General features: G+C 72.0%; 25 protein-coding genes and 1 riboswitch. Of the genes, 19 read left to right on the top strand and 6 right to left on the bottom strand.

From position 1 onward, the window contains the following. The first annotated feature begins 104 nt into the window (after positions 1-104). From lepB to ACIPM1_RS26430, 8 genes are all read left to right on the top strand, one after another. Entirely contained in the window at positions 105-887 is a 783-nt protein-coding gene (gene lepB, locus ACIPM1_RS26465) for a signal peptidase I (RefSeq protein ID WP_402438813.1), read from the top strand. A 187-nt stretch (positions 888-1,074) separates the two neighbouring features. After that, a complete protein-coding gene (locus ACIPM1_RS26460; protein WP_402438896.1) occupies positions 1,075-1,551 on the top strand; it encodes an NUDIX hydrolase in 477 nt (158 codons plus the stop codon). A 56-nt stretch (positions 1,552-1,607) separates the two neighbouring features. After that, positions 1,608-1,916 (top strand): DUF2469 domain-containing protein, encoded by a 309-nt coding sequence (locus ACIPM1_RS26455; protein WP_003993268.1) that lies wholly within the window; start codon positions 1,608-1,610, stop codon positions 1,914-1,916. Between the two features lie 100 nt (positions 1,917-2,016). Then, positions 2,017-2,409 (top strand): YraN family protein, encoded by a 393-nt coding sequence (locus ACIPM1_RS26450; RefSeq protein ID WP_356191726.1) that lies wholly within the window; start codon positions 2,017-2,019, stop codon positions 2,407-2,409. Further along, positions 2,409-4,034, top strand: coding sequence for a YifB family Mg chelatase-like AAA ATPase (locus ACIPM1_RS26445; protein WP_402438811.1), 1,626 nt, complete (start codon positions 2,409-2,411; stop codon positions 4,032-4,034). The genes ACIPM1_RS26450 and ACIPM1_RS26445 overlap by 1 nt, the downstream gene beginning before the upstream one ends. Continuing rightward, positions 4,031-5,191: a DNA-processing protein DprA gene (gene dprA, locus ACIPM1_RS26440; RefSeq protein WP_402438809.1), complete on the top strand. Its 1,161-nt coding sequence runs from the start codon at positions 4,031-4,033 to the stop codon at positions 5,189-5,191. Before ACIPM1_RS26445 ends, dprA begins: the two co-directional genes overlap by 4 nt. A 273-nt stretch (positions 5,192-5,464) precedes the next feature. After that, a complete protein-coding gene (gene whiG, locus ACIPM1_RS26435) occupies positions 5,465-6,301 on the top strand; it encodes an RNA polymerase sigma factor WhiG (protein WP_402438807.1) in 837 nt (278 codons plus the stop codon). 247 nt (positions 6,302-6,548) lie between these two features. Further along, positions 6,549-7,106 (top strand): TetR family transcriptional regulator, encoded by a 558-nt coding sequence (locus ACIPM1_RS26430; RefSeq protein ID WP_356191750.1) that lies wholly within the window; start codon positions 6,549-6,551, stop codon positions 7,104-7,106. 122 nt (positions 7,107-7,228) lie between these two features. On the opposite strand, the gene ACIPM1_RS26425 is transcribed toward ACIPM1_RS26430, so the two are convergent. Beyond that, positions 7,229-7,723, bottom strand: a complete 495-nt coding sequence (locus ACIPM1_RS26425) for a peptidoglycan DD-metalloendopeptidase family protein (protein ID WP_402438805.1) — start codon at positions 7,721-7,723, stop codon at positions 7,229-7,231. Positions 7,724-8,268: 545 nt separating this feature from the next. Here ACIPM1_RS26425 and rpsB point away from each other — a divergent pair. From rpsB to ACIPM1_RS26400, 5 genes are all read left to right on the top strand, one after another. Further along, positions 8,269-9,192 carry a 30S ribosomal protein S2 gene (gene rpsB / locus ACIPM1_RS26420; protein ID WP_402438803.1) on the top strand — a complete coding sequence of 308 codons (924 nt, stop codon included), beginning with the start codon at positions 8,269-8,271 and terminating at the stop codon, positions 9,190-9,192. Between the two features lie 151 nt (positions 9,193-9,343). Further along, the gene (gene tsf, locus ACIPM1_RS26415; RefSeq protein WP_356191738.1) at positions 9,344-10,180 is read left to right on the top strand and encodes a translation elongation factor Ts; all 837 of its coding nucleotides are present in this window, start codon (positions 9,344-9,346) and stop codon (positions 10,178-10,180) included. 203 nt (positions 10,181-10,383) lie between these two features. Continuing rightward, positions 10,384-11,142: a UMP kinase gene (pyrH, locus tag ACIPM1_RS26410; RefSeq protein WP_402438801.1), complete on the top strand. Its 759-nt coding sequence runs from the start codon at positions 10,384-10,386 to the stop codon at positions 11,140-11,142. A 208-nt stretch (positions 11,143-11,350) separates the two neighbouring features. Beyond that, positions 11,351-11,908 carry a ribosome recycling factor gene (gene frr, locus ACIPM1_RS26405; protein ID WP_039656445.1) on the top strand — a complete coding sequence of 186 codons (558 nt, stop codon included), beginning with the start codon at positions 11,351-11,353 and terminating at the stop codon, positions 11,906-11,908. Next, positions 11,908-13,095 (top strand): phosphatidate cytidylyltransferase, encoded by a 1,188-nt coding sequence (locus ACIPM1_RS26400; protein ID WP_402438799.1) that lies wholly within the window; start codon positions 11,908-11,910, stop codon positions 13,093-13,095. The genes frr and ACIPM1_RS26400 overlap by 1 nt, the downstream gene beginning before the upstream one ends. 126 nt (positions 13,096-13,221) lie before the next feature. Here the strand turns inward: ACIPM1_RS26400 and ACIPM1_RS26395 are convergent, their stop codons facing one another. The 3 genes from ACIPM1_RS26395 to ACIPM1_RS26385 form a co-directional block, all read right to left on the bottom strand. Next, positions 13,222-14,523, bottom strand: coding sequence for a PP2C family protein-serine/threonine phosphatase (locus ACIPM1_RS26395; RefSeq protein WP_402438797.1), 1,302 nt, complete (start codon positions 14,521-14,523; stop codon positions 13,222-13,224). Between the two features lie 262 nt (positions 14,524-14,785). Then, positions 14,786-15,199, bottom strand: a complete 414-nt coding sequence (locus ACIPM1_RS26390) for a hypothetical protein (RefSeq protein ID WP_402438795.1) — start codon at positions 15,197-15,199, stop codon at positions 14,786-14,788. A gap of 1,174 nt (positions 15,200-16,373) precedes the next feature. Then, complete coding sequence (locus ACIPM1_RS26385; protein WP_402438794.1) at positions 16,374-16,817, bottom strand: hypothetical protein; 444 nt, start codon at positions 16,815-16,817, stop codon at positions 16,374-16,376. 272 nt (positions 16,818-17,089) lie between these two features. On the opposite strand from ACIPM1_RS26385, the gene ACIPM1_RS26380 reads away from it, so the two are divergent. The 6 genes from ACIPM1_RS26380 to ACIPM1_RS26355 all read left to right on the top strand — a co-directional run bounded on the left by ACIPM1_RS26380 (position 17,090) and on the right by ACIPM1_RS26355 (position 24,554). Beyond that, positions 17,090-18,322, top strand: coding sequence for an acyl-CoA thioesterase/bile acid-CoA:amino acid N-acyltransferase family protein (locus tag ACIPM1_RS26380; RefSeq protein ID WP_402438792.1), 1,233 nt, complete (start codon positions 17,090-17,092; stop codon positions 18,320-18,322). A 206-nt stretch (positions 18,323-18,528) separates the two neighbouring features. Continuing rightward, complete coding sequence (gene rlmN / locus ACIPM1_RS26375) at positions 18,529-19,635, top strand: 23S rRNA (adenine(2503)-C(2))-methyltransferase RlmN (protein ID WP_402438790.1); 1,107 nt, start codon at positions 18,529-18,531, stop codon at positions 19,633-19,635. Between the two features lie 136 nt (positions 19,636-19,771). Next, positions 19,772-19,879: riboswitch (TPP riboswitch) on the top strand. A 92-nt stretch (positions 19,880-19,971) separates the two neighbouring features. Continuing rightward, on the top strand, positions 19,972-21,054 hold the full coding sequence (locus tag ACIPM1_RS26370) for a thiamine ABC transporter substrate-binding protein (protein WP_356191193.1): 1,083 nt from the start codon (positions 19,972-19,974) through the stop codon (positions 21,052-21,054). A gap of 23 nt (positions 21,055-21,077) precedes the next feature. Continuing rightward, complete coding sequence (locus ACIPM1_RS26365; protein ID WP_402438788.1) at positions 21,078-22,712, top strand: ABC transporter permease; 1,635 nt, start codon at positions 21,078-21,080, stop codon at positions 22,710-22,712. Continuing rightward, positions 22,713-23,732, top strand: a complete 1,020-nt coding sequence (locus ACIPM1_RS26360) for an ABC transporter ATP-binding protein (protein WP_402438786.1) — start codon at positions 22,713-22,715, stop codon at positions 23,730-23,732. It begins immediately after the preceding gene. A 24-nt stretch (positions 23,733-23,756) separates the two neighbouring features. Beyond that, positions 23,757-24,554 carry a maleylpyruvate isomerase family mycothiol-dependent enzyme gene (locus tag ACIPM1_RS26355; protein ID WP_402438785.1) on the top strand — a complete coding sequence of 266 codons (798 nt, stop codon included), beginning with the start codon at positions 23,757-23,759 and terminating at the stop codon, positions 24,552-24,554. Between the two features lie 101 nt (positions 24,555-24,655). On the opposite strand, the gene ACIPM1_RS26350 is transcribed toward ACIPM1_RS26355, so the two are convergent. Together ACIPM1_RS26350 and ACIPM1_RS26345 are read right to left on the bottom strand one after the other, a co-directional pair. Next, a complete protein-coding gene (locus tag ACIPM1_RS26350) occupies positions 24,656-25,366 on the bottom strand; it encodes an LAETG motif-containing sortase-dependent surface protein (protein ID WP_402438783.1) in 711 nt (236 codons plus the stop codon). 201 nt (positions 25,367-25,567) lie between these two features. Beyond that, positions 25,568-25,975 (bottom strand): VOC family protein, encoded by a 408-nt coding sequence (locus tag ACIPM1_RS26345; protein ID WP_402438781.1) that lies wholly within the window; start codon positions 25,973-25,975, stop codon positions 25,568-25,570. Positions 25,976-26,049: the final 74 nt, after the last annotated feature.

The following is a 26,049-nucleotide window of genomic DNA, read 5'->3' as shown; positions in this document are numbered from 1 at the left end:
TCCGCTTCGGCGGCCCGTTCCCGTGAAACCCTTGTGGAGCTTGTGGCCCGGGTACCGGAAGAGGGGCTGCCCGGTTCCGGTACCGCCCGGTAGGGTGCGGGTCCATGGGTGGCGAGAGCACGACGCGTACGGCCCCGCGCAGCGGCGGCACAGGCACCGGCACGGGCCCGGCGGGCGGCAGGACCGGACAGCGGCTGTCAGGAGTGGCGGTGGCACTGGGACTGGTGCTGTTCCTCGCCGGATTCGCGTGGGCGGCGGTCGTCTACCGCCCGTACACCGTGCCCACCAGCTCCATGACGCCGACCATCAACATCGGCGACCGGGTGCTCGCCCAGCGCGTCGACGGCGGTGAGGTGCGCCGCGGCGACGTCGTCGTCTTCACCGACAAGTCCTGGGTGACCAACGCCCCCGTGGTCAAGCGCGTGGTCGCCGTCGGCGGCGACACGGTCTCCTGCTGCAAGCAGGGCAAGCTGACCGTCAACGGCAAGCGGATCGACGAGCCCTACCTGAAGGGCGGAGTCGCCGAGGCCGCGAACTTCCCGACCGTGAAGGTGCCCGCGGGTCGCCTGTTCCTCCTCGGCGACGAGCGGGAGGGCTCCCTGGACTCCACCGCCCACCTCACCGACGCCGCGAAGGGCACCGTCTCCCGCGACGCCGTGACCGCCCGGGTCGACGCCGTCGTCTGGCCCATGAACGGCATGCTGGAGCGTCCCTCGGGCTTCCAGGCCCTCGGCACGCTGTCCCGGCCGGGCCCGCTGCGCACGATGGTCCTCCTCATCGTCGCCGGGGCCGCCCTCGTTCTCCTCGGCGGCGCCTACGGCCCGATCGCCAAGCTGCTGGGCGGCTCGCGGGCTCGTGCCCGGACGGAGCCCGCCGGTGCCCGCTGAGGCGGCGGACACGGCCTCGGCGTCGGAGGGCGGGGCGGATCCGGCTTCGGCGTCGGAGGGCGGGGTCGGCCCGGCCTCGGACGCCGGTGCGGACCAGGCCCCGGTCGCCGGCGCCGGTCTGGCACCGGACGCGGGGGCGGACCCGGCCGCGCGGGCCGGTGCGGACCAGGCTGGGGGCGGCGGCGGGCTGCGGAGGGTGGCCCGGGTGGTCCTGCTCGACCCCGAGGACCGCATCCTCCTGCTGCACGGGCACGAGCCGGACGATCCGGCCGACGACTGGTGGTTCACCCCCGGCGGCGGTCTGGAGGGCGACGAGACGCGCGAGGAGGCCGCTCTCCGGGAACTCGCGGAGGAGACGGGCATCACCGAGGTCGAGCTCGGCCCGGTGCTGTGGCGCCGGACGTGCTCGTTTCCCTTCGCGGGCCGACGCTGGGACCAGGACGAGTGGTACTACCTGGCCCGTACGACCCAGACGGCGACCGGAGCGGTGGCCCTCACCGAGCTGGAGCGGCGCAGTGTCTCCGGAGCGCGCTGGTGGACGTGCCGGGAACTGACCCGGGCGCATGAGACGGTGTATCCGACCAGACTCGCCGAGCTGCTGCGCGCACTGCTCGACGAAGGTCCTCCGGCCGGGCCCGTAACCCTCGACACGGAAATCGTCTAGGGCTCCGCGGGACTGGCGCACAATGGGGGGACCGCACGGCTGAAGGGGAACATGCCATGAGCGCCGAGGACCTCGAAAAGTACGAGACCGAGATGGAGCTGAAGCTCTACCGGGAGTACCGCGATGTCGTCGGTCTGTTCAAATACGTGATCGAGACCGAGCGGCGTTTCTACCTCACCAACGACTACGAGATGCAGGTCCACTCGGTCCAGGGTGAGGTGTTCTTCGAGGTGTCCATGGCGGACGCCTGGGTGTGGGACATGTACCGGCCCGCCCGTTTCGTGAAGCAGGTGCGCGTCCTCACGTTCAAGGATGTGAACATCGAGGAGTTGAACAAGAGCGACCTGGAGCTGCCGAGCGGCTGATCGCCGGCCTCCGTATCTCGCCTCGCTCACTCGTGTGAGTGACGAAGTTGTCCACAACCGCCGGGTAGCCCACCAAGATCCACTTCTTCGGGTCGGATGCGTGACCGTGGGCGCCGGAGGTGGTGCCGACATGAACGCACGCGGTGCGCTCGGCAGGTACGGGGAACAGCTGGCCGCACGACGGCTGGCCGGCAGCGGAATGACGGTCCTGGCGCGCAACTGGCGCTGCGGCCGGACCGGTGAGATCGACATCGTCGCCCGGGACGGCGACGCCCTGGTCGTCTGCGAGGTGAAGACGCGCAGGGCGGGGCCCTTCGGCCGGCCGATGGCCGCGATCACGCCGCAGAAGGCCGAGCGGCTGCGGAGCCTGGCCGAGCGCTGGATCCAGACGCACGGAGGAGCCCCTCCCGGAGGCGTCCGCATCGACCTGGTCGGCATCGTGCTGCCCCGGCGCGGCGCCCCCGTGGTCGAGCACGCGCGGGGGGTGTCTTGATGGGATTCGCCCGAACGTGTGCGGTGGCCCTCGTCGGCGTCGAGGGCGTGGTGGTCGAGGTCCAGGCCGACCTCGAACCGGGCGTCGCGGCCTTCACCCTGGTCGGCCTCCCGGACAAGAGCCTGACGGAGAGCCGCGACCGGGTGCGGGCGGCGGTCGTGAACTCCGGTGCCGAGTGGCCGCAGAAGAAGCTCACGGTCGGGCTGAGCCCGGCCTCGGTGCCGAAGGCGGGCAGCGGCTTCGACATGGCCGTCGCCTGCGCGGTGCTCGGTGCCGCGGAGCGGATCGACCCACGGGTCCTCGCCGACATCGTGATGATCGGAGAGCTGGGTCTGGACGGGCGGGTCCGCCCGGTGCGGGGCATCCTGCCCGCGGTGCTGGCCGCGGCGGACGCGGGCTACGAGCAGGTGGTCGTGCCCGAGTGCGCCGCCGCCGAGGCCTCGCTCGTCCCCGGCATCTCCGTGCTCGGCGTCCGCAGCCTGCGGCAACTGATCGCCGTGCTGACCGACGAGCCCGTCCCCGAGGAGGAGCCGGAGGAGCAGGGGCGCCCGGACCCGCTGCTGGCCGGCCTGCGCGTGCCGGGCACCGGCGCGGCCACCGGCATTCACAGCGTGGGCGCCGAGCAGCAGGACCACGGGCACGACCTCGCCGACGTCGTCGGCCAGACCTCGGCGCGTACGGCGGTGGAGGTCGCCGCGGCGGGCGGACACCACCTGTTCCTGGAGGGGCCGCCGGGCGCGGGCAAGACCATGCTCGCGGAGCGGATGCCCGCCGTCCTGCCGCCGCTCGGCCGCGAGGAGTCGCTGGAGGTCACGGCGGTGCACTCGGTGGCCGGGCTGCTGCCACCCGGCAAACCGCTGATCGACACGGCCCCCTACTGCGCCCCGCACCACTCGGCCACGATGCAGGCCCTGGTCGGCGGCGGCCCCGGCGTGGCCCGGCCCGGCGCCGTGTCGCTCGCCCACCGGGGCGTGCTGTTCCTGGACGAGGCCCCGGAGTTCAGCGGCCGGGCGCTCGACGCCCTGCGCCAGCCCCTGGAGGCGGGCCATGTCGTGATCGCCCGCAGCGCCGGGGTCGTGCGGTTCCCGGCCCGGTTCCTGATGGTGCTCACGGCCAACCCGTGCCCGTGCGGCCGCTTCTCGCTGCGCGACTCCCTGTGCGAGTGCCCGCCCTCGGCGATCCGCCGCTACCAGGCCCGGATCTCCGGACCGCTGCTCGACCGGGTCGACCTCCGGGTCGAGGTCGACCCGGTCACCCGGGCCGAACTCGGCCGGCGCGGCGCCGCCGGGGAGTCCACGGCGACGGTCGCCGACCGGGTGCGGACCGCCCGGGAACGCGCGGCGACACGGCTCACGGGCACGCCCTGGCGCACCAACGGCGAGCTGCCCGGACGGGAGCTGCGCAACCGCTGGCACGCGGCGCCCGGCGCGCTGGACGAGGCCGAGCGGAACCTGGAGCGCGGCGTCCTGACCGCCCGCGGTCTGGATCGCGTCCTGCGGGTCGCCTGGACCGTGGCGGACCTCGTCGGCCACGACCGGCCCGACGCGACCGACGTCGCCCTGGCCCTGCACCTGCGCACCGGAGTGCCGCGGGGCGTCCCGATGGCGATCGGAGCGCTGACGTGAGCGCCGGGGACGGCCCCGACGCCGAACTGCTCGCCCGGGTCTTCCTCGGCCGGGTCCTCGAACCCGGGGACGAGACGGGCGGGCGGTGGGTGCGCGAACTGGGGGCGGTGGAGGTGGCGCGCCGGCTGCGGGAGGACGGCCCACGCCTGGCCGGCGTGTCGGACAAGCGCTGGGCGGGACTGCGCGCCCGGGCCGTCCGCGCCGCGCCCGAGCGGGACCTGGCTCTCGCGCGGAGCGCCGGTGTGCGGTTCGTGCGCCCCGGCGACACCGAGTGGCCCGCCCAGCTCGACGACCTGGGGGACGCGCGCCCCACGGGGCTGTGGGTGCGCGGCCGGCCCAGCCTGCGGATATGGGCGCTGCGCTCGGTCGCGGTGGTCGGCGCCCGGGCCTGCACGCAGTACGGGGCCCACATGGCCGCCACCCTCGCCGCCGGTCTCGCCGAGCGCGGCTGGGTCGTGGTCTCCGGCGGGGCCTACGGCGTCGACGGCGCGGCCCATCGCGGCGCGCTCGGCGCGGGTGGCGCCACCGTCGCCGTGCTGGCCTGCGGTGTCGACCGGCCCTACCCGCGCGGGCACACCGGGCTGATCACCCGCATCGCACAACAGGGTCTGGTGGTGGGGGAGTTGCCGCCTGGCGAGCATCCGACGCCGAGCCGGTTCGTGGTCCGCAACCGGGTCATCGCCGCGCTCACCCGCGGCACCGTGGTCGTCGAGGCGGCCTACCGCAGCGGTTCGCTGGTCACGGCGCGGGCGGCGCGGCGGCTGGGGCGTCACACCATGGGCGTCCCCGGGCCGGCCACCAGCGTCCTCTCCGCCGGGGTGCACGAGCTGCTGCGCGACGGCGCGGGACTGGTCGGCGACGCCGCGGAGGTGATCGAGCTGGTCGGCGACATGGGCGAGCTGGCACCGGACCGGCGCGGCCCCGTGCTGCCCCGTGACCTGCTGGAACCGGACGCCCGGCAGGTCCTGGCCGCGCTGCCCGGCCGCGGTGCGGCCACCGCGGCCGAGATCGCCCGCGGCGCCCGGACCACCCCGGACGACGCGATCGCGAGACTGTACGAACTCCGATCACTTGGGTATGTCGAACGGCAGGGCGACGGCTGGAAGTTGACACGCCAGGCGATGATCTCCGTTCGCGCCGGGCGGAGCGAGTGCTGACCGAGCGTGTTCGGCCGTCCGGGGGAATGCCGACGGCGGGCGGAATCACCGCAGTTGAGAGTGGGGTCGGTGACCGACGGTGACGGACGTGACGGGCGCGGGGCACCCCTCGGAACGAATCTGCGCACGCCTCGCGCCCCGCCGTTCGCGCACCGCGACACCCCAGTCACGCTACGCTCACGAGGATTACGGCACAGAAACCCGATCCCGGCACCAGACCGGCACCCGCACCCAGGCCCCCGCACTCCACGGCAGAACGGCACAAGGCGACGAATGCCCCAGCACACCTCCGGGTCCGACCGGGCGGCGATCCCCCCAGCCGCCCGTGACGGTGGCAGCGTGCGGCCGCCCGCTCCCTCGACGCTCGACGAGCTGTGGCGGTCGTACAAGGCGACGGGGGACGACCGGTTGCGGGAGCAGCTCATCCTGCACTACTCGCCGCTGGTGAAGTACGTGGCGGGGCGGGTCAGCGTGGGGCTGCCGCCCAATGTGGAGCAGGCGGACTTCGTGTCCTCCGGGGTCTTCGGGCTGATCGACGCGATCGAGAAGTTCGACGTCGACCGCGAGATCAAGTTCGAGACCTACGCGATCACGCGGATCCGCGGCGCGATGATCGACGAGCTGCGGGCGCTGGACTGGATCCCGCGGTCGGTCCGGCAGAAGGCGCGCAACGTGGAGCGCGCCTACGCGACCCTGGAGGCGCGGCTGCGGCGCACGCCGACGGAGGTGGAGGTGGCCGCCGAGATGGGGATCGCGGTGGAGGAACTCCACGCCGTGTTCAGCCAGTTGTCGCTGGCCAACGTGGTGGCCCTGGAGGAGCTGCTGCACGTCGGCGGCGAGGACGGGCTGAGCTTCATGGACACGCTGGAGGACACCGCCGCCGACAACCCGGTGGAGGTCGCCGAGGACCGCGAGCTGCGGCGGTTCCTGGCGCGGGCGATCAACACCCTGCCGGAGCGCGAGAAGACCGTCGTCACGCTGTACTACTACGAGGGCCTCACGCTCGCCGAGATCGGCAACGTGCTCGGGGTGACCGAGAGCCGGGTCAGCCAGATCCACACCAAGTCGGTGCTCCAGCTGCGCGCCAAACTGGCGAGCTTCGGCCGCTGATCACCACTGGCCGCCCCACTCCGTCCACCGGCGGTGCCGGTACCACCTGCCGCCCGAGGCGTCCCGGCCGGCCGGCCCGCCCCGGCTCTCCCGCCGTCCGCCCGTCCCGCTGTCATGCCGCCGGGCGTCGCCCGCCCGTCCGTCAGGCTGAACGGAGCGGGGCCCCGGGCGGGTCTGCCGCAAGGCGCTCCCGCCGTGCGGGGCGCGTCCGTACAGTGGTCGAGTGCCAAGGATTCGAGCGGCCTCCGTGGCCGAGCACCGGTCGATGCAGCGAGCCGCCCTGCTGGACGCGGCGCGGGCCCTGCTGTCCGAGGGCGGGACGGAGGCGCTGACCTTCCCGGCCCTGGCCGAGCGGACGGGGCTGGCACGCTCGTCGGTGTACGAGTACTTCCGGTCCCGGGCCGCCGTGGTCGAGGAGCTGTGCGCGGTCGACTTCCCGCTGTGGGCGGCGGAGGTCTCGGCGGCGATGGAGCGAGCGGCCGGCCCGGAGGCCAAGGTCGAGGCGTACGTCCGCAAGCAGCTGGAGCTGGTCGGGGACCGGCGGCACCGGGCCGTCGTGGCGATCTCGGCGAGCGAGCTCGACGCGGGGGCCCGGGAGAAGATCCGGGCCGCGCACGGCGGGCTGATCGCCATGATCGTCGAGGCCCTGGCGGAGCTGGGGCACGCCCGGCCGCGGCTGGCGGCGATGCTGCTCCAGGGAGTCGTCGACGCGGCCGTGCGCCGGATCGAACTGGGCGCGGCGGAGGATCCGGCGGCCATCGCGGAGGCAGCCGTGAGCATGGCCCTCAGGGGCGTACGCGGCTGACCCGCACGGACGCCGGCCGCACCGCCTCCGCGCGCTCACCCACGCGGCCCAGCGCCCGGACGGCCGTCGACCCTCCCGCCTCCGCGCCCCGTCCCCGCCGAGCAGCACCCCTCGCCGAATGTTCACCGGCCCGACGGCATCGATCGCGACCCCGCCCCCGTGTCCGCCCCCGCGGTCGTCCCGGTGCGGGGCGGCGGTACTCCCAGTACCGGCAGGAGTCTCGACGGGCCCGGGTGGAGCAGCCATGGGGGGAGCAGGCTCAGGGGGTTCAGGTAGGTGTCGCCCCGGAGCAGGCCCCAGTGCACGCACGTGGCCGCGCAGTGCGAACCCGTCGCCTCGACGGTGCCGACCACCTGGCCCGCCGTCACCTCCTCGCCCGCGGCGACCGACGCCCGGACCGGTTCGTAGGTCGTCCGCAGGGGCGGCTCTCCCGTGCCCGTGAGTGCCACGGAGACGACCCCGCGCCCCGCGACCCGCCCCGCGAAGAGCACCCGCCCCGCGGCGACCGCCCGTACGGGAGCGCCCGCCGACGCGCCGAGGTCCACCCCGCGATGCCCGGGGCCGTACACCGATGCCGGCGGCTCCCAGCCCCGCAGGACCGGCGGACGTACGCCCACGGGCCAGGCGCGACCCGCGGCCGGGACGGGTGTCCGCGGAGCCGGCGCGCCCGGGTCCGCCGGGGCCGCGGACCGGGGCGGCGGCGCCGGACCGCCACCACTACCGCCCCCACCGCCGCTGCCGTCGCCCCCACCACCCGCCCAAGCCGTCCACCCCGCCGACGCCAGGACGCCCACCGACACCAGCACACTCACCACCGCACCGAGCAGCGAACCGTGCGAGGTCCGCGACCCGCCCGCCCGACTCGTCGGCCTTGCCCGCATGTGATCCATGCGCCCACCCTCCCGCACCCCGCCGATCACGGCCGGGATCTGTGGACAACCCACCGGTTGTGGACAGCGGCGTCACCCGAGGCCTCCCGGGTCCCGTACACTTCTGGTGGCGATCCGGGGCACCGGGTCGACTTCGCACGCCCCGACATCCTGACCGGAGACGGTCGGTGTCAGCGCCTCTCGGTCCTCAGCGGCACGGCGCGTTGTGGGCGTCAGGCGCGGAAGCCGTCCGGCATCCGCGGCACAACCGAGAAATTCAAGGAGATACGGCCATGGCCGTCGTCACGATGCGGGAGCTGCTGGAGAGCGGCGTCCACTTCGGTCACCAGACCCGTCGCTGGAACCCGAAGATGAAGCGCTTCATCTTCACCGAGCGCAACGGCATCTACATCATCGACCTGCTCCAGTCGCTGTCGTACATCGACCGCGCCTACGAGTTCGTCAAGGAGACCGTCGCCCACGGCGGCACGGTCATGTTCGTCGGCACGAAGAAGCAGGCGCAGGAGGCCATCGCCGAGCAGGCCACCCGCGTCGGCATGCCCTACGTCAACCAGCGCTGGCTGGGCGGCATGCTCACCAACTTCTCGACCGTCTACAAGCGTCTGCAGCGCCTCAAGGAGCTCGAGCAGATCGACTTCGAGGACGTGGCCGCCTCCGGCCTCACCAAGAAGGAGCTGCTGGTCCTCTCCCGCGAGAAGGCCAAGCTGGAGAAGACCCTCGGCGGTATCCGCGAGATGCAGAAGGTGCCCAGCGCCGTCTGGATCGTGGACACCAAGAAGGAGCACATCGCGGTCGGTGAGGCCCGGAAGCTCAACATCCCGGTCGTCGCCATCCTCGACACCAACTGCGACCCCGACGAGGTCGACTACAAGATCCCGGGCAACGACGACGCGATCCGCTCCGTCACCCTGCTCACCCGTGTGATCGCCGACGCCGTCGCCGAGGGCCTCATCGCCCGTTCCGGCGCCGCGGCCGAGGGCAAGGGCGAGAAGGCCGCGGGCGAGCCGCTCGCCGAGTGGGAGCGCGACCTGCTCGAGGGCGAGAAGAAGGCCGAGGAGGCCCCGGCCGCCGCCGAGGCCCCCGCCACGGAGGCCCCCGCCACGGAGGCTCCGGCCGCCGAGGCCCCCGCCACGGAGGCTCCGGCCGCCGAGGCCCCGGCCACGGAGGCTCCGGCCGCCGAGGGCGAGCAGGCCTGACCCGTCGGCGTTGACGGCGGGAGCGCCGACATGAAGTCCGCTCCCGCCGTTCACCCGTAGGCCAGCGGTGCGTCAGCGGCCTCCCTCTCCATGGGAACCGCGGACCCCCTGATCTTCGATCTTCCAGACTTCGAGAAAGACTCACAGACTCATGGCGAACTACACCGCCGCCGACGTCAAGAAGCTCCGCGAGCTCACGGGCGCCGGCATGATGGACTGCAAGAAGGCGCTGGACGAGGCCGAGGGCAACGTCGAGAAGGCCGTCGAGGCGCTGCGCATCAAGGGCCAGAAGGGCGTCGCCAAGCGCGAGGGCCGCTCCGCCGAGAACGGCGCCGTGGTCTCGATCATCGCCGACGACAACTCCTCCGGCGTCCTTGTCGAGCTGAAGTGCGAGACGGACTTCGTCGCCAAGGGTGACAAGTTCCAGGCCGCCGCCACCGCGATCGCCGAGCACGTCGCCAAGACCTCCCCGGCCGACCTGGAGGCCTTGCTCGCCTCCGAGATCGAGGCCGGCAAGACGGTCCAGGCCTTCGTGGACGAGGCCAACGCCAACCTCGGCGAGAAGATCGTCCTGGACCGCTTCGCGCAGTTCGCCGACGGCTACGTGACCGCGTACATGCACCGCACGATGCCCGACCTGCCCCCGCAGATCGGTGTCCTCGTCGAGTTCGACAAGCCGAACGCCGAGGTCGCCAAGGGCATCGCCCAGCACATCGCCGCCTTCGCGCCGAAGTACCTCGCCAAGGAGGACGTCCCGGCCGAGGTCGTCGAGTCCGAGCGTCGCATCGCCGAGGAGACCACCCGCGCCGAGGGCAAGCCCGAGGCCGCGATCGCCAAGATCGTCGAGGGTCGTCTGAACGGCTTCTTCAAGGACGCCACCCTGCTCGGCCAGCCGTACGCCCTGGACAACAAGAAGTCCGTCCAGAAGGTTCTGGACGAGGCCGGTGTCACCCTGAAGCGCTTCACGCGCATCAAGGTCGGCATCTGAGTCCGTACCGCGACGGACGCCCGACCCGGATAGGGTCGACAGCAGTCGTCCGTGTGGCTCGCGGATGCGTCACGCACGCACACGCGCGTGACGGACGACAGCAGATCTGACGAGGAGGCCATTGCCGCGCATGGGATGCGAAACACTCCCCACCGGCAATGGCCTTCTTCGCATGTGCACCACGTAAAAGAGGCGGGATCTCCATGACCACCAAGGCCCAGAAGAGCGACGACGGCAAAGTACCCGGCCGGTTTCTGCTGAAGCTGTCCGGCGAGGCCTTCTCCGGCGGTGGGGGCCTGGGCGTGGACCCCGACGTGGTGCACGCCATCGCCCGTGAGATCGCGGCCGTCGTCCGGGACGGCGCCGAGATCGCGGTCGTTATCGGAGGCGGCAACTTCTTCCGCGGTGCCGAACTCCAGCAGCGCGGCATGGACCGCGCCCGCTCGGACTACATGGGCATGCTCGGCACCGTGATGAACTGCCTCGCCCTGCAGGACTTCCTGGAGAAGGAAGGCATCGACAGCCGGGTCCAGACCGCCATCACCATGGGCCAGGTCGCCGAGCCGTACATCCCGCTGCGCGCCGTGCGGCACCTGGAGAAGGGCCGCGTGGTCATCTTCGGCGCCGGCATGGGAATGCCGTACTTCTCCACCGACACCACCGCCGCCCAGCGCGCCCTGGAGATCGACGCCGAGGCGCTGCTGATGGGCAAGAACGGCGTGGACGGGGTGTACGACTCCGACCCGAAGGCCAACCCGGACGCCGTGAAGTTCGATTCGCTCGGCTACGGCGAGGTCATCACGCGCGACCTGAAGGTCGCCGACGCCACGGCGATCACGCTGTGCCGCGACAACAAGCTCCCGATCGTCGTCTTCGAGCTCCTGAAGGAGGGCAATATCGCCCGCGCCGTCAAGGGTGAGAAGATCGGCACGCTCGTGGGCGACCACGGCAGCCGGGACTGACCGCAGAACCATCCGGTTCCGGAACCGACCGGAGCCGTCCGGTCCGCGGAACGGCACCCGCCCGGGGGACGGGCGGGACGGACCCGGCCGGGGGATGGACAATGTCCTGCCGGTCGGGAACCGTGCAGGAAGAAGACGCGACGCAGCCGGCCGCCGCCCTGACAAGGAACCGCAGCCGGGCCTACTCACAGACACGCAGGAGCAAGTGGTGATCGAAGAGACCCTCCTCGAGGCCGAGGAGAAGATGGAGAAGGCCGTCGTGGTCGCCAAGGAGGACTTCGCCGCGATCCGCACCGGCCGTGCGCACCCGGCGATGTTCAACAAGATCGTGGCCGACTACTACGGCGCGCCGACGCCGATCAACCAGCTGGCCTCGTTCTCCGTGCCGGAGCCGCGCATGGCCGTCGTGACCCCGTTCGACAAGAGCGCGCTGCGCAACATCGAGCAGGCGATCCGCGACTCCGACCTGGGCGTCAACCCGAGCAACGACGGCAACATCATCCGTGTGGTGTTCCCCGAGCTCACCGAGGAGCGCCGCCGCGAGTACATCAAGGTCGCCAAGGGCAAGGGCGAGGACGCCAAGGTGTCCATCCGCTCCGTCCGCCGCAAGGCCAAGGACGCCATCGACAAGCTGATCAAGGACGGCGAGGTCGGCGAGGACGAGGGCCGCCGTGCGGAGAAGGAGCTCGACGACCTCACCGCGAAGTACGTCGCGCAGGTCGACGAGCTCCTGAAGCACAAGGAAGCGGAGCTGCTCGAGGTCTGATGAACGACTCTTCCTGGGGAGCGCCGCAACAGGCCGGGTACTGGGGGCCCGCGGACCAGGGACCCGTGCAGGGGCCGGTCCAGGGGGCCGTCCCGGCGGGTCCCGCGTACGATGCGCACAACGCCCAGCAGACTCGCCCCATGCCCGTCGTGCCCGACGTGCCCGTTCACGGCGGAATCCAGGATGACGACCGGGGGGCCGCTCGGCCGAGCGGCCCCCTGTTCCACCCCGACGACCCGCCGCAGCCTTACGAAGCAGTCCTGCCGCGGCCCTACGACATGCCGCAGACGTCGTCCTTCCCCGGGGCGGCGTCGCAGAATCCGGAGCCCATGCCCGACGCCCCGCAGCCGGTGCCGCCCGCACCGCAGAAGAAGAGCGCGGGCCGCGACCTGGGCGCTGCCATAGGAGTCGGTGTCGGGCTCGGTGTCGTGATCATCGCGTCGCTGTTCGTCGTCAAGGCCGTGTTCGTCGGTGTGGTCGCCGTCGCGGTCGTCGTGGGGCTGTGGGAGCTGACCAAGCGGCTGGAGGAGCGCAAGGGCATCAGGGCGCCGCTCGTCCCGCTCGCGGTCGGCGGTGCCGCGATGGTGGTCGCCGGATACGTCCGGGACGCCGAGGGCGCCTGGGTGGCGATGGCGCTGACCGCGCTCGCGGTCCTGGTCTGGCGCATGACGGAAACGCCCGAGGGCTACCTGAGGGATGTCACGGCGGGTGTCTTCGCCGCGTTCTACGTGCCGTTCCTGGCCACGTTCGTCGCGATGATGCTCAGCGCCGAGGACGGCCCGTTCCGGGTGCTGACGTTCCTGCTGCTGACCGTGGTCAGCGACACCGGGGCGTACGCCGTCGGCTGGCGCTTCGGCACGCACAAGCTCGCCCCGCGCATCAGCCCCGGCAAGACCCGAGAGGGACTGGTCGGCGCGGTCGCGTTCGCCATGGTGGCCGGGGCGCTGTGCATGCAGTTCCTGATCGACGGCGGCAGCTGGTGGCAGGGTCTGCTGCTCGGCCTGGCGGTCGCCGCCAGCGCCACGCTCGGCGACCTCGGCGAGTCCATGATCAAGCGGGACCTGGGCATCAAGGACATGGGCACGCTGCTGCCGGGCCACGGCGGCATCATGGACCGCCTGGACTCGCTGCTGCCCACCGCGCCCGTGGTGTGGCTGCTGATGGTGCTCTTCGTCGGGAGCGGCTGACCGAGGACGACGCGTACGCGGACGTACCCGTCCGTGCGGAAGACATGAGGGAAGGGACCCGCGAGGCCGTGGCCGCCGGTCCCTTCCCTCGTTCCGTCCGTTTCCGTCCGTGCCGCTCCGCCGGTGTCAGTCCTCCAGGAGTGCGTCCGTGAGGGCGTCGGGGTCCGTGTCCGGGGTGGCGGCGACGGCGGTGGGGGAGCGCCGGACCGCCACCATGGCCACGTCGTCGGCGAGCCGGGCACCACCCACGTACCGCCGCAGATCCGCGTGGACGGCGGTCAGCAGGGCGTCCGGGGGCAGCGCGGTCCAGCGCCGCAGCCGGTCGGCGAGCGGGTAGAAGGCGCCGGACGGCCCGCGGGCCTCGGTCACCCCGTCGGTGTAGAGCAGCAGGACGGCGCCCGGCGGGAAGTCGGCCTCCTCCACCACGATGTCCCCGCCGTTGAGGTCGGCGAGGCCGAGCGGGGGCACCGGCACCTTCGGTTCCAGGGCGCGGACCGTCCCGTCGTGCAGGAGCAGCGGCGGCGGATGCCCCAGATTCACCAGGCGCATGGGGCCGTCGTCGGGCAGCTCCACCACGACCGCGGTGACGAACGACTCCTCGCCGGGCGAGCTGCCCACGCTGGGAATCGCGTCCGCGCCGTACGGGACGGCCGCGCCGACCACCACGTCGGTGGCGTACGGAACGCCGGCGCCGGCAGCCTGGTCCGCGTAGCGCGCGGTGCCCGGGCCGGGAGCGGCGTCGGCCGCCTCGCACAGCTCGCGCATCTCCTCCCGGAAGGACGTCTCCAGCTCGCGCACCACCTCCGGCAGTGGGCTGCCGTGCCGCACCGAGTGCCGGAAGGTGTTCAGCACGGAGCTGACCATCTCCAGCGCGGCCAGCCCCTTGCCCTGCACGTCGCCCAGCAGGATCCGCGCGGACGAGCCGCAGCGGGCGACGGCGTACAGGTCGCCGCCTATGGCGGCCTCCTCGTCGGCCGCCAGATAGAGCGAGGCGAGGTCGAAGGTGCCGACCTTGCGCGGCAGCGGGTGCAGCAGGACGCGCTGGGTGACCTGGGCGACCCAGCGGGACCGGGCCAGTTCCTGCTCCCTGCGCATCCGCACGGCGCTGGCCGCGAGGGCGGCCACGCTGATCAGCGTGATGGTGCCCAGCTGGGTCGGGAAGTTGGCACTGTCGAGTATGTCGTTCGCCGCGGACGCGCCGACCACGCAGGGCAGGGTCACCGCGATCACGACGAGGACGCCGGTGGGGCTGCAGAAGATGGCCGCGAGGGCGGGCGCCGCGACCATCAGCGCGCCGAAACGGACGTCCTCCGGCGTCAGCACGTCCACCACCAGCAGGATGACCGGGAGGAGCGACAGCGCCACCGTGACGGTCGCGGGATGACGCCAGACACGGGCGCCCGCCAGTCTGCCGATGACGTCTCGCACTGTGGCCACCTCCAGCGGCACGTCCCGTACGCCCCACCCGCCATCCCTCCAGGGAACGCGGTGGGCCTCACCATCACAAGGGGCCGATTGGCACCTCAACAGGTCAATCGTCCCCATACGCACGTATTCGGCGCACACGCGGGCCCTGGATGCAGCCACCCGCACCCGGGGCCCGGAACCGTCAGGAAGCGTGTCGGCAGTGGCCGGGGTGACCGCTCGTGGATGGTCACGGCGAGGCTGTGCCGAAGGTGCGACGAGCTGCCTAGCGGGGCCCGCGGCGCAGGCTTCGAACGACGAGCGGCACCGACAGGAGGAGCAGGGAACCTTCGAGGGCCAGGCTGACCAGCCCGATCGGTTCCGTCCAGTTGCCGATGTCGTCGGTGTAGCCGGGCAGTCCCGGCCCCCTGGAGAGGACGTAGCCGAGCAGAGGGCCGGCGGCGACCCCGGCCGCCAGCAGCCATCCCAGTCGGACCAGACCGATGAGGAGCAGCACGGCGGCGACCACGGCCGCGACCTCCAGGACGTGGTAGGCGACGCCGATGTAGTAGGGGTCTCTCGTCGCCGTGAGGCCGCCCTGGTCCACGACATGGACGGTGGCCACCGCGAGGCACAGCAGAGCCCCCGCCCCCCTGGCCGGCCAGGCGGCCTCCGGCATCGTCGCGATGCGGTGTGACATGCGGAGACCACTCCTCACTTCTTCGGCGGAGCGTGGCCGCCGTGCCGCGACCCATCCGGTCGACGGGATTCCGGCGATGCGGCGCGCCGCACCTGTGTCAGGTCCCAGCCTCGGTGGACGGGTGCCCGGCGTCGTCCCCGGCGGTGCGGACGAGTGACGCGGGAGGGGCGCCGTCGCGGACGGCAGGGCTCCGTTTCCCGGACCGCCGGTGGGCCGTCCGAGGTCGCTCAGCGGCGACCGGGGACGGCTGCCGACGACGGCTTCGCGGTAATGACTCGCCCGTTCCTGCCGTTCCTGCCTCTCCTTCCGTCATGGCCCCTCCTGCCGTGAAGGCCGTCCTTGCCGTGCCGCCCCGCTTTGCCCGTCGGGCCGGTGGGGCCGGGCGGACCCGAGGGGCCGGAGGGGCCGGGCGGTCCCGGGGGGCCGTGCTCGACGCCGCCCCCCTGGAGGTCGACGTGCCGTGCCCGGAGCTCGTCGATCTGGCGCTGGTGGGCGACGAGCGTGGCTGACTGTGCGACGACCGTGACGGTCAGTACCGCGCTGAGCACAAGGCGGCGCCATGGGCCGCGCCATGCCTCGGTCACACTTCTCATTTCATTCCTCACGGTCGGCCGCCCGGCGACGAGGGTCGCAACCGACGGTCGGCCACCCGGCGATGAGGGTTGCGGCCGCCGTGACGGCAATCGACGTGCAAGGGCTGAACACGTTCAAGATCTTGACGGAGGGCAGCTCGGCTCCGGCGGGGCGACAGCGTTCTGGCCGTTCTGGCCGTTCTGGCCGTCCTGCCCGTCACTGCCGTCCGTCCCGTCTTTCCCGTCCGTCCCGTCCTTGCCCGGCGGGCCGATGGGCCCGCCCGGACCGGGAGGGCCGGACGGGCCGGACGGCCCGCGGGGACCGGGCTCGAGGCGCTCCTGGAGGCCGACGGGCTGTGTCCGCAGAGTGTCGATCTGCATCTGCTGGGCGACGAGTGCAGCTGACTGTGCTACCAGCGCGACGGTCAGCACCGCGCCGAGCACGAAAGGGCGCCGTGGGTTACGTAGTGCTTCCATCACGCTTCTCACATGGCTCCTCACGTTGTGTAACGGGGAGAGTGTAAGGGGCGAGGGATCGGGGGAGGCGGAGTGCGTGGAGTGTCGGCCCTGGGGCGGCCTCGAAAGGCGCAAGCCCGCTCGGCTCAGTCGCCGGAGTAGCCCCAGAAGTAGATCTCCCGCGGTTCACCCTCGTCGTCGTGGAGCACGGCGCACCGGCCGTACCAACGCCAGTGGTCGAAGTCCTCGAAACGCGGCACGTGAGCCCGGGTGGGTTTCCGCGTGCCCAGGACGCGCAGCGCCTCCTCCTCGGTCACCTGCTTCATCGTGCAGTAGTCCGGCTCCTCGTCCGGCCCGATGATCCGGAAGATGTCGAGGATCGAGTGCGTCCCGGCGTGCTGGACGAGCTCGTGCTCCCACAGCTCGTCCATGGTCTCCGGCCACGGCAGCCGCTCCTCCTCCGGCCGCCAGTCGGCACCAGGACCCCAGTAGTACTCCCGCTCCTCGAAGACCTTCCGCCGCAGCCCCTCGAAGGCCCCGACGAGATCCTCCTGATAGGGGACCGAATAGTCCCACCCCGACGCACCCATACACCCCTCGCTCTCCGGCTTTTCGGAACGGCCGGACGCTAACAGCGGCCACTGACATTCGCGGGCGGAGGCGTGAGGCCTCCCGGGCCATGCCTTTCGCCGAGCCCCGGCGGCGGGCCCGGGCCGTCCGAGGTGAACGAGCGATCGGCGGGGAGCTCACGACGGCTCTGTTGACTCCTGTCGCTGCTCATGGGACATGTAGTGCGGGTTTCGGGGGCGATGGGGGCGCGATGTCTCGACAGTGGCAACTGTGGCGGGCATTGGGTGTGGCGATGTCAGTGATCGTCGCGTGGGGGGCGGCAGGGTGCTCATCGGCGCGTCCTGTCAGCACCCGGGCGGCCATCGATGTCGACATGCCGGTCGCGCTGGTCGATCAGCCGGTACACATGAGGATCACGCACCTCGCCCCGCATGACCGGATTGTCGTGGGCTCCTCGGCGACCGCGTACAACGGCCAGGTCTGGGGAGCGAAGGCAACCTTCACCGCGGACGACCGCGGTGTCGTCGACCTCACCACGTCGCGGCCGGAGTCGGGGACGTACAACAAGGTCGACGGAATGGGGCTGTTCTGGTCGATGAGGCCGCCGTCCGGCGATCCCGACCTGGCGTCCTTCGCCCCGCTTTACCCGGATCTCGCTCCCTCGTACAAGGTGCGGATCGGTGTCACCGCGCACGGGCGCTCGCTCGCGGGCCGTACCCTCACCCGCGAATGGGCGAGGCCGGGTGTGCAGAGCAAGGACCTGTCCCTGGCCCACGACAAGTTGCTCGGGAAACTGTTCCTGCCCCCTCCGGGCACCCCGCGCCATCCGGCGGTGCTGGCCTTCGGTGGATCGGAAGGCGGAGTCGGCATGAAGTTCGAGGCCGCTCTGCTGGCGTCCCACGGCTATCCGACGCTGTCGCTCGGCTACTTCCGTATGCCGGGCCTGCCCGCAACTCTGCGGGACATCCCGCTGGAGTACTTCGCGACCGCCGCGCACCTCCTGGCAGCGCAGCCTTCCTCGGACCCCGCCCACATCATCGCGATGGGCTATTCGCGCGGCAGCGAGGCCGCTCTGCTCCTGGCCGAGCACTACCCCCAGCTCGTCCACGGAGCTGTCGTGTACTCGCCCTCTTCCACGGTCTTTCCAGGCTTCCCGGAAGGCGGCGACGCTTGGACCTACCAAGGGCGGCCGATCCCCCAGAGCACCATACCGCTGGACCATCTCAGCGGGCCGGTCCTCTCCATCGCCGGCGCTGACGACGCCCTATGGGCTTCCCCGGCCTTCGCCAGACAGATCGCCGCCCAACTCGACGACAACCACGACCGTCACCCTCACCAGTCCCTCATCTACCCCGGGGCCGGGCACGGCGTGGGGACCTTTCCCTACCTTGCACGGGCCGTCTCACTGACCAACCCCACCACCGGCCGGAACATGAATCTCGGCGGGAGCCGCGCCGCCGACGCCGCTGCGAGGGAGCAGGGCTGGCCCAGAGTTCTCTCGTTCCTCGCCAACGCCTCACAGTGATTCCAGACAGCTCTGCCGGCACGCTGCCCCCAACCACCAGGTCAGGGTCCGGCTCGATGAGTGGTGAGCAGCGGACGGTGATCATTCCTGGGCCGTCTCTGGGCCGTCCGAGGTCGCTCGGTGACGACCGGTGACGACCGCCGGCGACAGGTGCCCGGCCCGACAGCCGCAGGTCACCCGATTGGATCTGCGACACTGGTACCGCCATGCCTAAGCCCGGAGAACTCACTTTCGTCGCCCCGCGCGGAGCCCAGAAGCCGCCGCGGCACCTTGCCGACCTCACTCCTGCCGAACGCAAGGAGGCCGTCGCCGCGATCGGCGAGAAGCCGTTCCGTGCCAAGCAGCTCTCGCAGCACTACTTCGCGCGGTACGCGCACGACCCGGAGCAGTGGACCGACATCCCCGCCGGCTCGCGCGCCAAGCTGCGGGAGGCGCTGCTGCCGGACCTGATGACGGTGGTGCGGCACCTGTCGACCGACCAGGGCACCACACGCAAGACGCTGTGGCGGCTGTTCGACGGCACCCTCGTGGAGTCGGTGCTCATGCGCTACCCGGACCGGGTGACCATGTGCATCAGCTCGCAGGCCGGCTGCGGTATGAACTGCCCGTTCTGCGCCACCGGCCAGGCCGGTCTGGACCGCAATCTGTCCACCGCCGAGATCGTGCACCAGATCGTGGACGGGATGCGCGCCCTGCGCGACGGCGAGGTTCCCGGAGGCCCCGCGCGGCTGTCCAACATCGTCTTCATGGGCATGGGCGAGCCGCTCGCCAACTACCGGCGAGTCGTCGGATCCATCCGGGCCCTGACCGACCCCGAGCCGGACGGGCTGGGCCTGTCGCAGCGCGGGATCACCGTGTCCACCGTCGGTCTCGTCCCGGCCATCCACCGGTTCGCCGACGAGGGCTTCAAGTGCCGCCTGGCCATCTCCCTGCACGCGCCGGACGACGAACTGCGCGACACCCTCGTACCGGTGAACACCCGGTGGAAGGTGCGCGAGGTGCTGGACGCCGGGTTCGAGTACGCGGCCAGGTCCGGGCGCCGGCTGTCCATCGAGTACGCGCTGATCCGGGACATCAACGACCAGGCGTGGCGCGGGGACCGGCTCGGACGGCTGCTCAAGGGCAAGCCGGTGCACGTCAACCTCATCCCGCTGAACCCGACTCCGGGCTCCAAGTGGACCGCGTCCCGGCCCGAGGACGAGAAGGCCTTCGTCGAGGCGATCGCCGCCCACGGTGTACCGGTCACCATCCGGGACACCCGGGGCCAGGAGATCGACGGGGCGTGCGGGCAGCTCGCCGCCACGGAGAGGTAGCGGCCGGGCGGCTGCCACCGGGACGGACCAGATGTGCCACCGGGCGGGAGCGGTGGTTCCGACTGAGACGGGACCGGGCGTGCCTCCGGGAGGGAGACGGGCGGTAGTCTGAGGCCGTCCATATATCAACATCTTCATATTCCGACAGGGGAGCGCCACAGCGCTGAGAGTGCGGCAATCGGGCCGCAGACCCTCCGAACCTCGCCCAGGTCATTCTGGGTAGGGAGATCGGTCTTCACTCGAGCTGTTGCGCCCTGCCCGGGAACCCGCGGACCCCGTCCGCCGGACCCGGGCAGGGCCGCGTCTCTTCCTGGCCAACCCCAGGAGGAAAATCCAGTGCACACCAAGACCTTCGTGGCCGTGGCCGTCGGGCTCGGCCTCGTCACGCTGTCCGCGTGCGGATCGTCGAACGGTTCCGCGGGCGGCAGCGGCGGCGACACCAAGACCGTGACCCTGGTCAGCCACGACGCGTGGGCCGTGTCGAAGAACGTCCTCAAGGAGTTCGAGAAGCAGTCCGGGTACAAGGTCAGGGTCCTCAAGGACGGCGACGCCGGACAGGCCGTCAACAAGGCTGTCCTCACCAAGGACAACCCGCAGGGCGACGTCTTCTTCGGCGTCGACAACACCCTGTTGTCCCGCGCCCTCGACAACGGGCTGTTCCAGCCGTACCGGGCCAAGGGACTCGACCAGGTCGGCGCCGCCTACCAGCTCGACGGGGCCAAGCACCGCGTCACCCCGATCGACTACGGCGACATCTGCGTCAACTACGACAAGGAGTGGTTCGGCAAGCACAAGCTGACCCCGCCGCAGTCCTTCGACGACCTGGCCAAGCCGGCGTACAAGAACCTCCTCGTCACCGAGAACGCCGCCACCTCCTCGCCCGGCCTCGGCTTCCTGCTCGGCAGCGCCGCGAAGTACGGCGACGGCGGCTGGTCCGGCTACTGGAAGAAGCTCAAGGCCAACGGCGTCAAGGTGGTCGACGGCTGGGAGCAGGCCTACAACGAGGAGTTCTCCGGCTCCGCGGGCGGCCGGAAGGCCAAGGGCGACCGGCCGCTCGTCGTCTCCTACGCCTCCTCCCCGCCCGCCGAGGTCGTCTTCGCCGACCCCCGGCCCAAGACCGCCCCGACCGGGGTCGCCACCGGCACCTGCTTCCGGCAGATCGAGTTCGCCGGGCTGCTGAGCAACGCGAGGAACAGCAAGGGCGGCAAGGCGCTCGTCGACTTCCTGATCTCCAAGAGGTTCCAGGAGGACATGCCGCTGAACATGTTCGTCTACCCCGTGATCGGCGGCGCGAAGGTGCCCGCCGAGTTCACCCAGTACGGCCCGCCGGCCAAGGCCCCCGAGACCATGGCCCCGGGCAAGATCGCCGCCAACCGTGACCAGTGGGTCAAGTCGTGGACGTCGCTCGTACTGAAGTGACCCCGCGCGAGGGCCGTGCGCCGATGCGTACGGGGAACGCGGCGCGGTTCGGCCTCATGGCCGTGCCCGTCGCGTTCTTCGCGCTGTTCTTCGCCTACCCGGTGGCCGCGATCGTCCGGCGCGGCCTCCGGGTCGACGGCGCCTGGCGCTTCGGGCGGCTCGTGGACGTGCTCGGGCAGCCCGACATCCGGCACGTGCTGTGGTTCACCACCTGGCAGGCGTGCGCCTCCACCGCGCTCACCCTGCTGGTCGCGCTGCCCGGCGCGTACGTCTTCGCCCGCCTCGACTTCCCCGGCCGGCAGGTTCTGCGCGCGGTGGTCACCGTGCCCTTCGTGCTGCCCACGGTCGTCGTGGGCACCGCCTTCCTCGCCCTGGTCGGGCGCGGCGGGCTCCTCGACCAGCTGTGGGGCGTACGGCTGGACACCACGGTCTGGGCGATCCTGCTGGCGCACGTCTTCTTCAACTACGCCGTGGTCGTACGGACCGTGGGCGGTCTGTGGGCCCAGCTCGACCCGCGGCAGGAGGAGGCCGCCCGGATGCTCGGCGCCTCACCGCTGCGGGCCTGGCGCAAGGTCACCCTGCCCGCCCTCGCGCCCGCGGTCGCCGCCGCCGCGCTCATGGTCTTCCTGTTCACCTTCACCTCCTTCGGCGTGGTGCAGATCCTCGGCGGACCCACCTTCTCCACCCTGGAAGTGGAGATCTACCGGCAGACCTCCGAGATCTTCGACCTGTCCACCGCAGCCGTCCTCACCGTCGTCCAGTTCCTGGCGGTCGGCGCGATCCTCGCCGCGCACGCCCGGACCGTACGGCGGCGGGAGGCGGCCCTGAAGCTCGTCGACGCGTCCGTGACCGCGCGCCGGCCGCGCGGTGCCGGTCAGTGGGCGCTCCTCGCGGGCGTCCTCGGGACCGTCGTGGTGCTGCTTCTGCTGCCACTGGCCGTGCTCGTGCAGCGGTCGCTCCAGGCGCCCGGCCTCGGTTACTACCGGGCGCTGACCGACGCGGACGGCGGCACCTTCCTGGTGGCGCCGGTCACCGCCATCGGCACCTCCCTGTCCTACGCGGTCGCCGCCACCGCCATCGCCGTGCTGATCGGGGCGCTCGCCGCCGCCGCGCTCACCCGCCGGGACGCCGGCCGGATCGGCCGCGGGTTCGACGCGCTGCTGATGCTGCCGCTCGGGGTGTCCGCGGTGACCGTCGGTTTCGGGTTCCTGATCGCCCTGGACGAGCCGCCGCTGGATCTGAGGTCCTCCTGGATCCTGGTGCCGCTCGCCCAGGCCCTGGTCGGCGTCCCCTTCGTGGTCCGGACCATGCTGCCGGTGCTGCGGGCGGTGGACGCGCGGCTGCGGGAGGCGGCGGCCGTGCTCGGGGCGTCGCCGTGGCGGGTGTGGCGCGAGGTGGACCTGCCGATGGTGCGCCGGGCGCTGCTGATCGCCGCCGGGTTCGCCTTCGCGGTGTCGCTCGGCGAGTTCGGGGCGACCGTGTTCATCGCGCGGCCCGACAACCCGACCCTGCCGGTCGCCGTGGCCCGGCTGCTCGCACGGCCCGGCGACCTCAACTACGGCCAGGCGATGGCCCTGTCGACGATTCTGATGGTGGTGTGCGCGGCCGCGCTGCTCGTCCTGGAGCGGCTGCGCACCGACCGGAGCGGGGAGTTCTAGATGCTGCTGAGCCTGGCCGCCGCGACCGTCCGCCTCGGCGGGCGGCCGGTCCTGGACGCCGTCGACCTCGATGTCGCACAGCACGAGATCGTGTGCGTCCTCGGTCCCAGCGGCAGCGGCAAGTCCACGCTGTTGCGGGCGGTGGCCGGGCTGCAGCCGCTGGACTCCGGCCGGGTGCTGCTCGACGGACGGGACCAGGCCGGAGTGCCCGCACACCGGCGCGAGGTCGGGCTGATGTTCCAGGACCACCAGCTCTTCCCGCAGCGGGACGTAGGCGGCAACGTCGCGTTCGGGCTGCGGATGCGCGGCGCGGAGAAGAGCGAACGGGCCGCACGTGTGGGGGAGTTGCTGGAGCTGGTCGGGCTGCCCGGCGCCGGGTCGCGGGCCGTGTCCGCGCTCTCCGGCGGGGAGCAGCAGCGGGTGGCGCTGGCCCGGGCGCTCGCGCCCCGGCCCCGGCTGCTCATGCTCGACGAACCGCTCGGACAGCTCGACCGCTCGCTGCGGGAGCGGCTCGTCGTCGAACTGCGCGAGCTGTTCGGCCGGTTGGGCACTACCGTGCTCGCCGTCACCCACGACCAGGGCGAGGCCTTCGCGCTCGCCGACCGGGTGGTGGTGATGCGGGACGGGCGGATCGCCCAGTCCGGCACGCCGCTCGAGGTGTGGCAGCGGCCGACGGACGCGTTCGTGGCGCGCTTCCTCGGCTTCGACAACGTGGCCGACGCGACCGTCGGCGGCCAGGCCGCGGTCACCCCGTGGGGCAAGGTGCCCGTGCCCGAGGGCGCGCCGCAGGGCGTACGCACCCTCCTGATTCGGCCCGCCGGGGTCCGTCTCGTCCCGGCCGACCAGGGCCTGCGCTGCACGGTCGCCGCCCGCGCCTTCCGGGGCACCCATGTCGCGGTGCACCTCCAGCCCGGCGACGCGCCCAGGCTGGAGGCGGCCTGCGCGCTGCGGCACGCGCCGGAGGTCGGGGACGAGGTCGGCGTGGAGTTCGACGCGGCCGAAATCGTGGTGCTCGGCTGATCGACCGCCCGTAGGGTGCGGCCCATGACACGACTCGCACACGACCGCTACTGCGACGAGATCGGCCGTCAGGTCGAACTGCTGAGAACCGTGGTGACCTCCGGCGCGGACCTGGCGGCCACCGTGCCGACCTGCCCGGAATGGTCTCTGGAGTACCTGGTGCGGCACATGGGCGGCGCGCTGCGCTGGGTCGAGGCGCTGGTGCGGACCCGCGCCCGGGAGGACATCCCGGAGGAGCGGATCCCGCTCGTGCGGGGGCCCGAGGAGCAGGGCGATCCGGCGGCCCTGGACGCCTGGCTGGCGGAGAGCGGCCGGATGGTCGTCGACGCGCTCCGCGAGGCGGGACCGGAGGCGCGGGTGTGGTCGTGGGCCGGGGAGCCCGACGCGGGTTTCTGGGCCCGCCGCATGACCCATGAGATCACCGTCCACCGCGCCGACGCGACGCTTGCCGCCGGGCTGCCCTACGAAGTGGCTCCCGAAGTGGCCGCCGACGCGCTCGACGAGTGGCTGGAGATCGTGGAGTGGGTGCAGCGGACGAAGCCGGACAAGGACTCCGAGGAACTGCGCGGACCGGGCCGCAGCATCCATCTGCACGCCGTCGACACCGATCCCGGGCTGAACGCCGAGTGGATCGTCGAACTCACCGAGAAGGGCGTCGCCTGGCGGCGCGGCCACGAGAAGGCGACGGTCGCCCTGCGCGGACCGCTCACCTCCGTGCTGCTCGCCTTCTACAGCCGGCTGCCGCTGGACAGTCCCGAGCTGGAGGTGGCCGGGGACCGCGCCCTGCTGGAGTTCTGGCTCGAGCGGGCCACCTTCGGGTGAGGGGGAACGCCGGTGGCCCGTCCCCTCCTCGACCGAGGGGGCGGGCCACCGGCGGTGTGCGGGCGGGCGACGCGTCCGCCGCCCGCCGGGTGCGCCGGGCGTCAGCGTCCGCCGTTCGCCCCGCGACGGCGCAGGCCGAGGAAGACGGCACCGCCGCCGACGACGACCAGGGCCACCGCGATCCCGGCGATCAGGCCGGTGTTCGAACTCGCTCCGGTCTCGGCGAGGTTGGAGTCACCGGCCGCGGGCGACGGAGCGTTGCTCGCGGTGCCGGCCGGAGCGGTGCTGCTCTGCGAACCGGACGGCGTCGTGGCGCCGGCCGCGGGCGCGGACTTGGTCGGGGAGGGCGGCCTGCTCGTGGGCGTCGAGGGGGTCGGGGACTTGCTCTCCTGCGTCGTGCAGGCCGTGGACGGCGTGGTCAGGTTCGGCGCGATGTCCGCGTCGACCAGCGCCTTCTTCTTGCCCTTGCCCTTGCCGGCCGTGACGTGGACGCGGTAGATGGCGTTCGGCTGCCAGTCCTCCGTGAAGGTGACCGCGGTGCCCTTGAGCGAACCGGTGACCCGCTTCTGGCCGACCTTCCTCGCGTCCGCGCCGTTGTTCTCGAGGAACACGGAGACGACCGCCGGAGTGCCGGTGGGGTCCTTGTCGGTGACGACGACGACGCCCTTGCCGCCCTCGCACTTGGCCTCGGCGGAGAACTCGGTGATGTCGCAGGCGAGCGCGCTGCCCGCCGCGCCGAGCGCGAGGGCGGCGGACGCGGAGGCGACACCGAGGGCGCGCAGGGTGCGCGCGCTGCGTCGGGATATGGACAAGATGGCCACTTTGCCCTTCGGGGGATGTGCAATTGAGGGGGGTTGAAGGGGAGTTGAGGCGGCCGTTAGGTGACGCCCCGGCATCCCCAGGAGCTCACTTGTGTATTGGTGGGCCCCATCCAGTGTCAATGCATATGCGCCCCGGGCGTGTTGACTTTGCCTGCTTATTAACCACCCCCATGTTTCAACGCCTTGTGGACCTCAACTCTGCACGGCCGCCGGGTCCATCCACATGACCTCCCAGGTGTGGCCGTCGAGGTCGTCGAAGGCACGGCCGTACATGAAGCCGTGGTCCTGCGTCCGGCCCGTCGCCCGACCGCCGGCCGCGACCGCCCGGTCGACCAGCTCGTCCACCTTCTCGCGGCTCTCGGCGCTCAGGCAGAGCAGCACCTCGCTGGCCTTCGACGAGTCGACGATCTCCTTCTGGGTGAAGGTCGCGTAGTGCTCCCTGCTGAGCAGCATCGCGACGATGGTGTCGCTGATCACGACACAGGCGCACGCGTCGGTGCTGAACTGCGGGTTGATCGTGTAGCCGAGCTCCGTGAAGAACCTCCCGGACGCCTCGACGTCGTCGGTGGCCAGGTTCACGAAGATCATCTGCTGGTACATGCGAGGGCTCCCATCGGGTCCGTGCCGTTCGGTGGGGTAGACCGGAGACGTGCACGGAACTCATCGGCGGCCGC

It is taken from the genome of Streptomyces sp. NPDC086766 (assembly GCF_044746005.1).
Lineage (GTDB): Bacteria > Actinomycetota > Actinomycetes > Streptomycetales > Streptomycetaceae > Streptomyces.
The sequence above is the reverse complement of the archived record's forward strand: the minus strand, read 5'-3'. Positions and strand labels throughout refer to the sequence as shown.

Excerpts from the sequence above, each read along its gene's own strand:
- ACIPM1_RS26390 (WP_402438795.1), bottom strand. The coding sequence starts at position 15,199 with ATGTCACACCGCATCGCGACGATGCCGGAGGCCGCCTGGCCGGCCAGG.
- ACIPM1_RS26355 (WP_402438785.1), top strand. The coding sequence starts at position 23,757 with ATGACACGACTCGCACACGACCGCTACTGCGACGAGATCGGCCGTCAG.
- rlmN (WP_402438790.1), top strand. The coding sequence starts at position 18,529 with ATGCCTAAGCCCGGAGAACTCACTTTCGTCGCCCCGCGCGGAGCCCAG.
- ACIPM1_RS26360 (WP_402438786.1), top strand. The coding sequence starts at position 22,713 with ATGCTGCTGAGCCTGGCCGCCGCGACCGTCCGCCTCGGCGGGCGGCCG.
- ACIPM1_RS26345 (WP_402438781.1), bottom strand. The coding sequence starts at position 25,975 with ATGTACCAGCAGATGATCTTCGTGAACCTGGCCACCGACGACGTCGAG.
- ACIPM1_RS26445 (WP_402438811.1), top strand. The coding sequence starts at position 2,409 with ATGGGATTCGCCCGAACGTGTGCGGTGGCCCTCGTCGGCGTCGAGGGC.
- whiG (WP_402438807.1), top strand. The coding sequence starts at position 5,465 with ATGCCCCAGCACACCTCCGGGTCCGACCGGGCGGCGATCCCCCCAGCC.
- ACIPM1_RS26400 (WP_402438799.1), top strand. The coding sequence starts at position 11,908 with ATGAACGACTCTTCCTGGGGAGCGCCGCAACAGGCCGGGTACTGGGGG.
- ACIPM1_RS26455 (WP_003993268.1), top strand. The coding sequence starts at position 1,608 with ATGAGCGCCGAGGACCTCGAAAAGTACGAGACCGAGATGGAGCTGAAG.
- ACIPM1_RS26365 (WP_402438788.1), top strand. The coding sequence starts at position 21,078 with ATGCGTACGGGGAACGCGGCGCGGTTCGGCCTCATGGCCGTGCCCGTC.
- ACIPM1_RS26385 (WP_402438794.1), bottom strand. The coding sequence starts at position 16,817 with ATGGGTGCGTCGGGGTGGGACTATTCGGTCCCCTATCAGGAGGATCTC.
- pyrH (WP_402438801.1), top strand. The coding sequence starts at position 10,384 with ATGACCACCAAGGCCCAGAAGAGCGACGACGGCAAAGTACCCGGCCGG.
- ACIPM1_RS26380 (WP_402438792.1), top strand. The coding sequence starts at position 17,090 with ATGTCAGTGATCGTCGCGTGGGGGGCGGCAGGGTGCTCATCGGCGCGT.
- lepB (WP_402438813.1), top strand. The coding sequence starts at position 105 with ATGGGTGGCGAGAGCACGACGCGTACGGCCCCGCGCAGCGGCGGCACA.
- tsf (WP_356191738.1), top strand. The coding sequence starts at position 9,344 with ATGGCGAACTACACCGCCGCCGACGTCAAGAAGCTCCGCGAGCTCACG.
- rpsB (WP_402438803.1), top strand. The coding sequence starts at position 8,269 with ATGGCCGTCGTCACGATGCGGGAGCTGCTGGAGAGCGGCGTCCACTTC.